Source organism: Rhizobium sp. C104, from assembly GCF_022354505.1.
In the GTDB taxonomy this organism is placed as follows: domain Bacteria; phylum Pseudomonadota; class Alphaproteobacteria; order Rhizobiales; family Rhizobiaceae; genus Rhizobium; species Rhizobium redzepovicii.
Map to the genome: position 1 here is coordinate 3,475,686 of NZ_CP092348.1, position 12,531 is coordinate 3,488,216.

The 12,531-nt window shown below is 62.3% G+C and carries 8 protein-coding genes and 1 pseudogene; 6 read left to right on the forward strand and 3 right to left on the reverse strand.

Going from position 1 to position 12,531, the window contains the following annotated elements; genetic code table 11:
* The first annotated feature begins 9 nt into the window (after positions 1-9).
* Positions 10-537, forward strand: coding sequence for a GrpB family protein (locus tag MF410_RS18450; RefSeq protein WP_097628374.1), 528 nt, complete (start codon positions 10-12; stop codon positions 535-537).
* Here the strand turns inward: MF410_RS18450 and MF410_RS18455 are convergent.
* The gene (locus MF410_RS18455; protein ID WP_239619937.1) at positions 509-1,552 is read right to left on the reverse strand and encodes a LysR substrate-binding domain-containing protein; all 1,044 of its coding nucleotides are present in this window, start codon (positions 1,550-1,552) and stop codon (positions 509-511) included. The genes MF410_RS18450 and MF410_RS18455 overlap by 29 nt on opposite strands.
* Before the next feature lie 387 nt (positions 1,553-1,939).
* On the opposite strand from MF410_RS18455, the gene MF410_RS18460 reads away from it, so the two are divergent.
* The 4 genes from MF410_RS18460 to MF410_RS18475 all read left to right on the forward strand — a co-directional run bounded on the left by MF410_RS18460 (position 1,940) and on the right by MF410_RS18475 (position 6,129).
* Positions 1,940-2,989 (forward strand): ABC transporter substrate-binding protein, encoded by a 1,050-nt coding sequence (locus MF410_RS18460; protein ID WP_097628479.1) that lies wholly within the window; start codon positions 1,940-1,942, stop codon positions 2,987-2,989.
* 110 nt (positions 2,990-3,099) lie between these two features.
* Positions 3,100-4,173: an ABC transporter ATP-binding protein gene (locus tag MF410_RS18465; protein ID WP_131710697.1), complete on the forward strand. Its 1,074-nt coding sequence runs from the start codon at positions 3,100-3,102 to the stop codon at positions 4,171-4,173.
* Positions 4,170-5,339, forward strand: a complete 1,170-nt coding sequence (locus tag MF410_RS18470; RefSeq protein WP_097628377.1) for an ABC transporter permease — start codon at positions 4,170-4,172, stop codon at positions 5,337-5,339. The genes MF410_RS18465 and MF410_RS18470 overlap by 4 nt, the downstream gene beginning before the upstream one ends.
* Before the next feature lies 1 nt (position 5,340).
* Entirely contained in the window at positions 5,341-6,129 is a 789-nt protein-coding gene (locus MF410_RS18475) for an ABC transporter permease (protein ID WP_239619939.1), read from the forward strand.
* 40 nt (positions 6,130-6,169) lie between these two features.
* Here MF410_RS18475 and MF410_RS18480 read toward each other — a convergent pair.
* Positions 6,170-8,532: pseudogene (locus MF410_RS18480) on the reverse strand (DNA translocase FtsK).
* Positions 8,533-8,705: 173 nt separating this feature from the next.
* Complete coding sequence (gene polA / locus MF410_RS18485) at positions 8,706-11,705, reverse strand: DNA polymerase I (RefSeq protein ID WP_097628380.1); 3,000 nt, start codon at positions 11,703-11,705, stop codon at positions 8,706-8,708.
* 406 nt (positions 11,706-12,111) lie between these two features.
* Here polA and MF410_RS18490 point away from each other — a divergent pair, with 406 nt between their 5' ends.
* Complete coding sequence (locus MF410_RS18490) at positions 12,112-12,528, forward strand: MarR family transcriptional regulator (RefSeq protein WP_097628381.1); 417 nt, start codon at positions 12,112-12,114, stop codon at positions 12,526-12,528.
* Positions 12,529-12,531 lie beyond the last annotated feature (3 nt).

The window sequence follows — 12,531 nt, forward strand, 5'->3', positions numbered from 1 at the left end:
AGGAAGGGCATGCGCGCCATCAAAGTGGTCGGCTACGATCCTTCCTGGCCGCGGCTCTTTGCTGACATCGGCGCCGAAATCTCCATCCTGCTCGGCAATCTCGTGCTGTCCATCGACCATATCGGCAGTACCTCGGTGCCCGGGCTCGCCGCCAAGCCGAAGATCGACCTCGACGTCGTCACCATCTCCGACGACGTTCTGCCGAAAGCGATCGAGATCGCGCGCGCGTCAGATTTCGTTTTCCATGGCGACAGAGGCGAGAAACGCTGGGCGTTCACCCGAGATCGTGAAGGCTACGGGTTCAAGCTCTATCTCTGCGGCCCCGACAATTGCGCCCATCGCGAGCGCATCCTGTTTCGCAACTATCTGCGGGATCACCCCGAAAGGGCCAAAGCCTACGCCGATCTGAAACGCCGCCTGGCCGCCGAGGCAGACGGCGATTGGGATTTATACACCGGCGGAAAGACCGCGTTCATCAGCGAGACGCTGCGGTTGGCATGCCTATCGACTATTGGCGTGGATCGCCGCTTTCATTAGAGGCGTGACCTCCCGTCGTTTCAGCGATCGACTGCTGCAGCCACGCTCGGAAACGCGCCGATGTCACCTCGTTCCATCGCTCACGGGGTCCGACGACATAATATCCGCCAAGCCGAACATCGGTTTCGAGCAATTCGACGAGCCGCCCGGCGCGCAGGTCATCCGCAGCGATCAGGCGGGTGGCCAGCGCTATTCCTTGACCTGCCACCGCGGCGTCGACCGTCAGGTTGGCTGACCACAGCCGCGGACCGTTCAATGTCACTTCATGCTCGAAGCCAGCCTTGCGAAACCATTGCCGCCACTGATCGCGGCTTTCCTCGTGGATCAGCGGCTGTCGCACCAGATCGTCGAGGGTCCGTATCGGAGCGTTTCGGCTGATCCATTCGGGGCTGGTGACCGGGAACATGCGAGGCCTTTCCAGCAGGATCCAGCGGACATTCCCCCTTGGCTCCTCGGAATAGCGGATGTCGATATCGGCCTCATAACGGGTGAAATCTGGCTCAAGATCGGTCGCGCGCATCACGAAATCGATGCCCGGCAAGGCAAGCTGGAGCTGATTGAAGCGTGGCGTCAGCCACCGTGTGGCGAAACCGGGCACGCACCAAATGCGCAAGACCGTGCGGTTGACTGCTGGGCGCAGCTCTGCCGTCGATTTGGCAATGAGATCGAAAGCCGCCCCGACTGTCTCGGCAAAAACTCTGCCTTCCGCCGTCAGCCTGATGCCGCGCGGGCCGGCATCGACAAGCCGCGTGCCAAACCAGGCTTCGAGATTGCGGACGTGACGGGATATGACGGTGTGACTGAGATTGAGATCGTCCGCAGCTCTCCGCATCGATCCCAGGCGGCTGACCGCCTCGAAGGCGCGCACCATGGAAAGCGGCGGCAAACGTCCGCGTTTTGGAACACCTTCCTGTTCATCCGCCGATGATTTCCCCCTGCGCAATCCTGTCTCCCAGAACGGAAATTGGTTCTGCCGAACCAAGATCGGAATGCCGTCTACATCTTCATATGCCATGGAATTTGCAATTTTGGCGTAACGAAGAGTGGTGCACGGTGGTGCATAGGATGCACCACCTGCTTACTGATTGGCAATCGCGTTTTTCCGCCTTTCGCAAGCGAAAACATCCAATTTGCCGGCGGTGCGACCACTTGTCGGAGGAGACTGGTCGGGAGCGGTGCATCTATGTGTCCACCGCGGTCAACAAAAAGCGCCTTTCCGCCCCGCAGGACATTCGCCAGCATTGCCCGCAACACGCCGCTCCGCCTCGGAGATGACACCACGGCAAAGTCCGCAGACGCCGGCTTTGCCCATCCCTTGCGAGCGGCCGCGATTGCCGACGATCCCCAAGGATCGTGGCTGTCAACCGGCGTCAGACGGACGCTCAACAAACAGGGGAAGCGAATGAAATTCAACAACACTTCGACGATTGCAGCTCTCAGCCTGCTGTCGCTGGCGCTTGCTACGGGGCCGAGCGCGGCCCGGGATCTTACCATCGCGTCCTGGGGCGGGAACTTTCAGGATGCGCAGCGAGAGATCTATTTCAAGCCGTTCTCCAATATTGCCGGCAAGCCTCTGCTCGACGAAGGCTGGGACGGCGGCATTGGTGTCCTTCAGGCAAAGGTCAAGGCGGGCAATCCTTCCTGGGATGCCGTAGAGGTTGAAGCCGACGAGCTCTCGCTCGGCTGCGCCGACGGGCTTTTTGAGAAAGTGGACTGGAACAAGCTTGGCGGCAAGGATGCGTTTCTGCCTTCCGCGGTGAGTGATTGCGGCGTCGGCGCCATCGTCTGGTCGACCGCCATCGCCTATGACGGTGCCAAGATTGCCGATGGCCCGAAGTCCTGGGCCGATTTCTGGGACGTGAAGAAATTTCCCGGCAAGCGCGCCCTGCGCAAGGGACCGAAATACACGCTCGAATTCGCGCTGATGGCCGACGGCGTGCCGGCGGACAAAGTTTACGACGTCCTCGCGACGCCTGAGGGCATCGACCGCGCCTTCGCCAAGCTTGACGCGTTGAAAGCGCACCTTGTCTGGTGGACCTCGGGTGCGCAGCCGCTGCAACTGCTTGCTTCCGGCGAAGTGGCCATGACCAGTGCCTATAATGGCCGCATCACCGGCATCAACCGTTCCGAGGGTCGGCAGTTCAAAGTTGTCTGGCCGGGCAGCATCTATGCCGTGGATAGCTGGGTCGTTCTGAAGGGCGCCGAAAACAAGGAGGCGGCCTTTGACTTCATCGCCTTCGCCAGCAAAGCGGAAAACCAGGCAAAGCTGCCGCAATTTATCGCCTACGGCCTCCCGAACAAGGAAGCCGGCAAAAGCGTGCCGCCGGACCAGTTGGCCGACTTGCCCACCACCCAAGCCAACATGCAGGAAGCAGTCAGCCTTGATACGGATTTCTGGATCGACAATTCGGAAGCATTGACCAAAAGGTTCGACGCCTGGCTGGCACAATAGCGGACGGAATATCGCCCCGCGGGATCGCTTCTGCCGATCGACCCGTGGGGGCTTCCGCACATTTTCGTCACTTCGCTCCCAGGAGCCGACAATCCGAACGGAGGGCCATCATGGCTGCGCCGCGCATACGCTTTGAAAGAATCTCAAAATCCTTTGGCGTGCACCAGGTCGTCAAAGACCTGACGCTCGACATCGAGAGGGGCGAGTTCGTCAGCCTTCTGGGCCCGTCCGGTTCAGGCAAGACAACTTTGCTGATGATGCTGGCGGGTTTCGAAAACCCGACCGCCGGCGGTATTTTTCTCGACGGCCGCCGCATCGACCACCTGCCTCCGCATCGGCGCGAGATGGGCGTCGTCTTCCAGAATTATGCGCTCTTTCCGCATATGTCGATCGCCGACAACATCGCCTTTCCTCTGAGGATGCGCGGGGTCGGACGAAGCGAGATCGACGAGCGCGTGAAACGCGCCCTCGATATGGTGCAACTGTCGGCGATGAGCAGCAGGAGGCCCGCCCAGCTTTCCGGCGGCCAGCAGCAGCGCGTGGCGCTTGCCCGCTCCCTGGTGTTCGAGCCGGCCGTCGTGCTGATGGACGAGCCGCTTGGGGCACTCGACAAACAGCTGCGCGAACAGATGCAGCTCGATATCCGAGCCCTCCACAAGCGCCTGGAACTGACCGTGGTGTTCGTGACCCACGATCAATCCGAGGCACTGACCATGTCGGACCGGATTGCGGTCTTCAACCACGGCAACATCGAGCAGATCGGTTCGCCGCGTGATATTTACGACCGCCCGCAGACACGTGTCGTCGCCGAATTCATCGGCGAAACCAATCTGATAGAAGGAACGGTCAAGGTGACGGGCACAGCCGGCACCTCCGTCGAGATCGCCGACGGACGGCATGTGATGGTACCGGGCAACAGTTCTCTCTCTGTCGGAAGCCGTGTCCACATTTCCGTTCGCCCCGAGCGCATTTCTCTGGCGGCCGGCGGCATCGGCGCAGCGGCGAACGCCCTGCCGGCAAAAATACTCGACAGCGTCTATCAGGGCGACCACCTGCGGGTGCAGCTCGATGAGGATGCCTTCCGCTTCGTGGTCCGGACGGACATGCGATCGGCGGAGTGGCCGATCGGAGCCGAGGTGGTGGCGCACTTCACACCTGATGACTGCTGGGTGATCGCAGCATGAGTGCTTTCCGTCGACGCACCGGCACCTTTGCCCTCATCCTCCCCCTGACCCTGTTCCTGGGTGTCTTCTTCATCTGGCCGCTTCTGACCGTGCTGGAGCAGGCGGTGTCCGATCCAGTCGTCAGTAAAAACCTGCCGCGGACGACAGCGGCGATTTCGGCCTGGAACCTTAACTCCGAACCCACCGACGAAATGCGGAGGGCTCTTGTCGACGACCTGAAATCGCTCGACGACGACCAGAAACTGGGAGAGGTGGTTCGAAGACTGAACAGCGCCCAGCCGGGTTTCCGCACACTGATGCGAAAGACCGTCGCGGCCGTGAGAGACAGTACCGGGCCGGTAAGCCTCGCAGAGATCGACGCTCGATGGAACGACGTTGCCTTCTGGCGGGCAATCGCCGAAGCGACCTATCCTTATACCGATCGCAACCTGCTTGCCGCGGTCGATCTTCAGCATGACGCATCGGGGGCGATCGTGGCGATGCCGGCCGGAGAGTCCGCCAATCAGGCGATTCTGCTGAGAACATTCGCCGTGGCCGCCGTCGTGACGCTCGCGACCTGTCTCATCGGCCTGCCATATGCGATGCTGGCCGCCGCCTCGAGCGGCTGGCGACGACAACTCCTGCTTGCGGCGGTCCTCCTGCCGCTATGGACATCGCTGCTGGTGCGCACGGCCGCCTGGTACGTGCTCCTTCAGGACAAAGGACTCATCAACTCCCTCCTCGTATCGCTCGGCCTCCTCAACACTCCGTTGCCGCTTCTTTTCAATCGGACGGGTGTCGTCATCGCCATGACGCATGTGCTGCTGCCGTTCATGGTTCTGCCGATCTACAGCGTCCTTATCGCAATCCCGCGGAACCTGATGCCGGCGGCAGCCTCTCTCGGCGCGAGGCCGATCCGGGGCTTTCTGCATATCCTGCTGCCTCTGGCCCTGCGCGGCATTGCCTCCGGCGGACTGCTCGTGTTCATGGCAGCACTCGGTTACTACATCACACCGGCGCTCATCGGCGGACCGAAGGACCAGATGATCAGTTCGGTGATCGCCTTCTACGCCACGGGCTCCGCCAATTGGGGCATGGCCGGTGCGCTCGGTATGGTGCTGCTCGCCGTGACGATCGCGCTCTACGGCGTTTACGGCCGGATATCCATGAAGACGACGGGGGCGTGACATGACAATTCGGTTGCTAAAATTTCTGTTCGGCGCAGCAACGGTCACTTTTCTGCTGGCTCCGCTTTTGGCGATCCTTCCGATCGCATTTACCTCCAGCAGCTTCCTGGCCTATCCCATTCCTTCTTTTTCGGCTCGCTGGTTTGCGGAACTGGCAACCGAGGAGGCCTGGCGACGATCCATCGTCAACAGCTTGCTGATCGGAACGGGGACCACTTTGCTTTCCACCATGCTCGGCATTCTGGCTGCACTGGCGTTGCGCAGGCGCGTTGTTTTTGCCGCGGCGCTGAGGACGATATTCCTCCTGCCGATGGTCGTTCCAGCCGTGGTGCTCGGCGTCGGGCTGCAGATCCTGTTTGCCGGCCTCGGATTTCCAAACACATTTGCGGCCGTGATCGTGGCGCATACGGTTGTCGCCGTGCCCTTTGTGCTGGTTAGCATCACCGCCTCGCTTGAGGGCATCGACTGTCGCACCGAGCGTGCGGCCGCGAGCCTGGGGGCTTCTCCGGCGAAGGTCTTCTGGAAAGTGACGCTGCCGCTCGCCATGCCCGGCGTCCTCTCCGGCGCCGTGCTTGCCTTTGCCACCTCGCTGGATGAAGTCGTCCTGACCCTGTTCGTCGCCGGACCAAACCAGCTGACGCTCGCCCGCCAGATGTTCTCGTCGATTCGCGAAAACATCAGCCCGGCCATCGTGGCGGCGGCATTTCTGTTTATCGTCGGGACGATCTTTCTCGGAGTCCTGCTCGCGGTGGTGCACAAACGCGCCGCCCGGTCTGCGGCCCCAGCCTGAGGCCAGGGCCGTTCGTCCTTCGGGGAACCGATGACTCCCGTTACTCGCCGTCACCCCGACCGGAAACGATCTCGCGCTTGCCGACATGGTTGGCCGGCCCGACCAGGCCTTCCTTTTCCATGCGTTCGACCAACGAGGCGGCTCTGTTGTAGCCAATGCCGAGGCGGCGCTGGATGTAGGAGGTGGAGCACTTCTTGTCGCGCATGACGACCTTGACCGCCTGCTCGTAGAGCTCGTTGCCATCCTCGGAGGCCATGGCGCTCTTGTCGAAGACGGCGCCGGCTTCCTCCTCTTCGGGCTCTTCCTCCTCGTCGGCGGTGACGGTGTCGAGATATTCGGGGCGGCCCTGGGTCTTCAGGTGGGCAACGACCTTTTCGACCTCGGCATCAGAGACGAAGGGACCGTGGACGCGGGAAATCCGCCCGCCGCCCTGCATGTGCAGCATGTCGCCCTGGCCGAGCAGCTGCTCGGCCCCCTGTTCGCCGAGAATGGTGCGGCTGTCGATCTTCGAGGTCACCTGGAAGGAGATGCGGGTCGGGAAGTTCGCCTTGATCGTGCCGGTGATCACGTCGACCGACGGGCGCTGCGTCGCCATGATCAGGTGGATGCCGGCGGCACGCGCCATCTGCGCTAGACGCTGGATCGCGCCTTCGATCTCCTTGCCGGCGACCATCATCAGGTCGGCCATTTCGTCGACGATGACGACGATATAAGGCATCGGCGTCAGGTCCAGCGCTTGGTTTTCTTCGATCGGGGCACCGGTGCCCTTGTCGAAGCCGACCTGGACCATGACATGGATGGTCTCGCCCTTGTCGCGGGCCTGCGCCACGCGGTCGTTATAGCCATCGATGTTGCGCACGCCGAGGCGCGACATCTTGCGGTAACGCTCTTCCATCTCGCGCACGGCCCATTTCAGCGCCATGACCGCCTTCTTCGGATCGGTGACGACGGGCGTCAGCAGATGCGGGATGCCGTCATAGACGGAAAGTTCGAGCATCTTCGGGTCGACCATGATCAGCCGGCACTGTTCCGGCGTCATGCGGTAGAGGAGCGACAGGATCATCGTGTTGATGGCGACCGATTTGCCCGAGCCGGTGGTGCCGGCGACGAGCAGATGCGGCATCTTCGCCAGCTCGGCGATCACGGGCTCGCCGCCGATGGTCTTGCCGAGGCCGAGCGCCAGCTTGTAGCCGCTCTTCTCGAAATCCTGGCTTTCGATCATCTCGCGGAAATAGACTGTTTCACGGGTGACATTCGGCAGTTCGATGCCGATGACGTTGCGGCCGGGCACGACGGCGACGCGGGCCGAAAGCGCCGACATCGAGCGGGCGATATCGTCGGCCAGGCCGATGACGCGCGATGACTTCACGCCGGGCGCCGGCTCGAACTCATAGAGGGTGACGACGGGGCCGGGGCGGACATGAATGATCTCGCCCTTGATGCCGAAATCCTCAAGCACGCTTTCCAGAAGCCCGGCATTCTGCTCCAGCGTCTCCTGCGACATGATCTCGCCGAGCCGTTCCGGCGGCTCCTGCAACAGGGCACGCGGCGGGAATTCATAGCCGGAGGCGTCGATCCTTTCCGGCCTTGCCGCCAGGCGCGGCGACGGCAGAACCGCGGCGACGGGCGGCGTGCGCTGGGGCACAGGCGCGGCCTGAGGGGCTGGAGCGACGTGAAGAGCAGGCGCCGGCTGAGGCACGGGCGCAATCGGAGAGGTCAGCGCAGGCGCAGGGGCCGGCACAACAGGGATCTCGACGGGGATGCGCCTTGGCCGTTCCAGGGATATGGCGGCCGGGGGCGCGGGGCAGGCTTTGCGGAGGGCGCAGCGGCCGGCAGAACCGGGCGGGAGGCGGCGGTAGCAGCGGCCGGCCGGCCCGGGCGCCATTCCATGATGCGGAACAGCGACGTGATCGATTCTGGCGCCGTCTCGGCCTTCGGGAACGAGATCACGGCAGGCGCGCGAACCGGCTCGGCCTCTTCGAAGGCCATGACCTCCCAGAAGGCGAAATCCGAAATGGAAGAAAGCTCGGCGGTGGCCCGGAAAGCAGGCGCGGCCAGCTCGTCGGGAACAAGGGATGGCTGCAGTTCGATCATCTGCGGTGCTGCGGGAAGTTCGTCCGGCTCCGGCAGATAGATATCGAAGGGCACGTCGACGGCGACCGGCTCGATCCGTATCGCCTGCTGCCCCATCTGCGAATCATCGCGGACGGGTTCATCCGGCACCCGCCGCTTGCTGATCAGCGTTTCCGGCGTGCGGGTAAAACGGACGTTCGGCGCGAGGGAAAAATTGCTCTGCCAGATCGGCGCCGCCGGCTTTTCTCCCGGCTCGACCGCCGGAAGGTCCGTTTCAGTCCCGCTGGAAAAGTCCCCGGCGTCCGTCAAATTGGTTCTGGGAAAACGCATGCGTCCGCTACTCACTCATGCCTAACAAATTACGACCCTACCGGGATAGAAAAGGAAGGTTAATAAGTTCCTTCCCGCCGTATCGTTCCGACACGGCTCCCGTCGCTAATTCGCTGCGATTTCAGTGAGTTGAATTGAACGGAAAAATCTTTGCCGATTTTGTGGAGACGAGGCTAATGCGCCTCGTCCCAATTGCTGGCGGCGCGCGCGTCGACCCTCAGCGGCACGCGCATTTCGAGCGCCGGCATGGTGGCGTTTTCCATGACCGAGACGATAACCGGCATCGCCTTTTCGACATCCTCGTCCTCGACTTCGAAAATGAGTTCGTCATGCACCTGCAACAGCATGCGGACGCGATCGCCAAGACCGACTTCGGCGAGCGCCGGCTCCATCCTGATCATCGCCCGGCGGATGACGTCGGCGGCCGAGCCCTGGATCGGCGCGTTGATCGCGGCACGCTCGTTGAAGGCGCGCACGGACGGGTTGGAAGAGCGGATTTCGGGATAGTTGATTCGCCGGCCGAAGATCGTCTCGACATAACCTTTGTCGCGCGCCATCGCCTTGCGGCTTTCCATATAATCGCGGATGCCGGGGAAACGCTCGAAATACTTCTTGATGTAGTCGCCGGCTTCCGAGCGCTCGATCGACAGCTGGTTGGCAAGGCCGAAGGCCGAAATGCCGTAGATGATGCCGAAATTGATCGCCTTGGCGCGGCGGCGGACTTCGCCCGGCATGCCTTCAACCGGCACGCCGAACATTTCCGAGGCGGTCATGGCGTGGATATCGACGCCATCCTCGAAGGCCTTGGTCAGCTGCGGGATCTCGGCCACATGGGCAAGCACGCGCAATTCGATCTGGCTGTAGTCGGCGGAAATCAGCTTGTGGCCCGGCGTCGAGATGAAGGCGGTGCGGATCTTGCGGCCTTCGGCGGTGCGCACCGGAATATTCTGCAGGTTCGGCTCGGAAGAGGACAAGCGCCCCGTCGTCGTCGATGCCAGCGAATAGGAGGTGTGGACCCGCTTCGTCTCGGCGTGGACATAGCCGGGGAGCGCATCGGTATAGGTGGATTTCAGCTTGGTCAGCTGGCGCCAGTCGACGATCTTGCGCGGCAGCTCGAAACCGGCGGCGGCTAGATCCTCAAGCACCTGCGCCGAGGTGGACCATTGCCCGGTTTTCGTCTTGCTGCCGCCGGCAAGACCCATCTTGCCGAACAGAATATCGCCGAGCTGCTTCGGCGAGCCGATGTTGAACCGCTCGCCGGCGAGCATATAGATCTCGTCTTCCAGCCTGGCGGCGCCCTGGGCCAATTCACCGGACAGGCGCGACAGGATCTGCCGGTCGACGGTGATTCCGCGCGCTTCCATGCGCGCCAGCACCGGCAGCAGCGGCCGTTCCAGCCGTTCATAGACGCTGGTCAGGCCGGCCGCCACCAGCCGCGGTTTCAGCACCAGCCAGAGCCGCAGCGTCACGTCGGCATCTTCGGCGGCATAATGGGTGGCGCGGTCGATATCGACGAGATCGAAGGTGACGTTCGCCTTGCCGCTGCCCGCCACATCCTTGTAGGGGATCGGCGTGTGGCCGAGGAATTTTTCCGAGAGCGGGTCCATGCCGTGGGCGCCGGTGCCGGCGTCGAGCACGTAGGAGATCAGCATCGTGTCGTCGAAACTCCTAGTCTCGATGCCGTAGCGCTGCATCAGCAGGTAATCGTATTTGAGGTTCTGGGCGACCTTGAGGACCGCAGCGTCCTCCAGCAGGGCCTTCAGCCGCGGCAGAGCGTCACGCATGGGGATCTGGTTGTCGGCAAGGCCGCCGCCGAGCAGATCGCCGACGCCGTTCTTGTGGGCGAGCGGTATATAGGCGGCGCGGATCTTCGTGCCGGTGGGATCCGCCGTATTGTCGGCGATTGCCAGCGAGAAGCCGACAAGCTCGGCCTGCATCGCATCCAGCGACGTTGTCTCGGTATCGAAAGCAACGAGGCCTGTGGCGCGCGCATCGGCGATCCACCGGTCGAGCGTGGCGAGATCCCGGATCGTCGCATAGGCCGTGTGATCGAAGGGCAGCGTCGCAAAGGCTTCGGCCCGCGCCTTGGCCAGATCGGCGGGCGAAAAGGCGCCTTCGACTGAAGCCTTGGCCTTCGCACGCGGCGGCACCGGCACCGATTCGCCGGAAACCTCGGGTATGCCGCCGGCAACCGGGGCCGGCTCGGCCGCATCGAGATCGGGGCCATGGGCAGCCTTGCCCCATTCAATGTTGACGATCGCCGGTTCGATGGCGCTCGCATCGCAATCGCAGACCTCGGCGACGCGGCGCGTCAGCGTCGTGAATTCCATCGTCTTCAGGAAACCGATCAGCTTCGGGCCGTTTTGCGGCTCCAGCACCAGCGCGTCGAGATCGAGGTCGAGCGGTACATCGGTGCGCAGCCGCACGAGGTCGCGCGAGAGCCTGGCCATATCGATATTGGCAAGGATCGTCTCGCGGCGCTTGACCTGCTTGATCTCGGTGGCCCGATCGAGCAGCGTGTCGAGATCACCATATTCCTCGAGCAGCTGGGCGGCGGTTTTCGGGCCGATGCCGGGAATGCCGGGCACATTGTCGACGGAATCACCGGTCATCGCCTGCAGGTCGATCATCTTTTCCGGCGGCACGCCCCATTTCTCGATGACATCGGGAATGCCGATCTGCTTGTCCTTCATGCTGTCATACATATGGACATTCGGGCTGACGAGCTGCATCAGGTCCTTGTCGGAAGAGACGATGGTGACATCGGCCCCCGAGGCCTCGGCCTGGCGGGCATAGGTGGCGATGATATCGTCGGCCTCAAAACCTTCGGTCTCGATGCAGGGCAGATTGAAGGCGCGGGTCGCCTCGCGGATCAGACCGAATTGCGGAATGAGCTCTTCCGGCGGGGCGGAGCGGTTCGCCTTATAGGCGTCGTAGAGATCCTTGCGAAAGGTCTTGGCGGAATAATCGAAGATGACGGCAAGATGCGTCGGCGTGACGCCGACATCGGTGTTGCGCGCGTCCCGCAACAGCTTCCACAGCATGTTGCAGAAACCGGAAACGGCGCCGATCGGCAGGCCGTCGGTCTTGCGGGTCAGTGGCGGAAGTGCATGAAACGCCCGGAAGATGAACCCGGAACCATCGACTAGGAAGAGGTGATCGCCTTTTTTCATGGCTGCATGGATAGCGCGGGCACGGGACAAGGTCCATATAAAGTTCGGCGGGCGAGGCGGAAGATTCCGCTCACCAAACTGTTACCGATTTGTAACGATCACCCTCCCTTGAAAAACCACATTCTCAAGCACAAATCCATGTCACCGGCGCTTGATCGCGCCGCGGGTCTGATTACCGGCTTGTCCCCCGCCGCGTCAGGCTTGGACAAAGGCCTTATCCCCCTCTCCGGGCCTTTGTCCCCACTTTAAGGTCGCCATGGCCAACCTCCAGGCCATGGCGACTTTTGTTTTTCCAGGCACTCGAAATTATCGTCGCGGCTTGCATATTTTGGAGTATCGCATGCGATTTGCTGCATTGTCTCCGGCATGGTTTTGAGCCTAACTTGCAATCATGGGATTTAACCGCATGGATTCGGGAGCCTACCTTGCCAGCCAGCTGGCGAAGGGTTTTGCCCGCTCGCTGCACCAGCGCGCGGTCGGGCTCGGTTTTTCTCCCGGCCAGTTCCCCATCCTGCTGGAACTCTGGGCCGAGGACGGACTGACCCAGAAACAGCTTCTCGAGCGGGTCGATATCGAGCAGGCGACCATGGCCAATACGCTGTCGCGCATGGTCCGCGACGGGCTGATCGAACGCCGGCCGCATCCATCCGACAAGCGGGCGCAACTGCTCTTCCTGACGCCGAAAGCCCGCGCCATGGAGGCCGAGGCGATCGAAACCGCGCGCAAGGCCGACCTTGCGTTGTTTAAAGGTTTTCGGGTTTTCGAGCGCGAGCTGACGCTCGAATATATCCGCCGTCTTCTGGAAAACGCCAAGGCGCTCTGAGCG

Excerpts from the sequence above, each read along its gene's own strand:
- MF410_RS18450 (WP_097628374.1), top strand. The coding sequence starts at position 10 with ATGCGCGCCATCAAAGTGGTCGGCTACGATCCTTCCTGGCCGCGGCTC.
- MF410_RS18455 (WP_239619937.1), bottom strand. The coding sequence starts at position 1,552 with ATGGCATATGAAGATGTAGACGGCATTCCGATCTTGGTTCGGCAGAAC.
- MF410_RS18460 (WP_097628479.1), top strand. The coding sequence starts at position 1,940 with ATGAAATTCAACAACACTTCGACGATTGCAGCTCTCAGCCTGCTGTCG.
- MF410_RS18465 (WP_131710697.1), top strand. The coding sequence starts at position 3,100 with ATGGCTGCGCCGCGCATACGCTTTGAAAGAATCTCAAAATCCTTTGGC.
- MF410_RS18470 (WP_097628377.1), top strand. The coding sequence starts at position 4,170 with ATGAGTGCTTTCCGTCGACGCACCGGCACCTTTGCCCTCATCCTCCCC.
- MF410_RS18475 (WP_239619939.1), top strand. The coding sequence starts at position 5,341 with ATGACAATTCGGTTGCTAAAATTTCTGTTCGGCGCAGCAACGGTCACT.
- polA (WP_097628380.1), bottom strand. The coding sequence starts at position 11,705 with ATGAAAAAAGGCGATCACCTCTTCCTAGTCGATGGTTCCGGGTTCATC.
- MF410_RS18490 (WP_097628381.1), top strand. The coding sequence starts at position 12,112 with ATGGATTCGGGAGCCTACCTTGCCAGCCAGCTGGCGAAGGGTTTTGCC.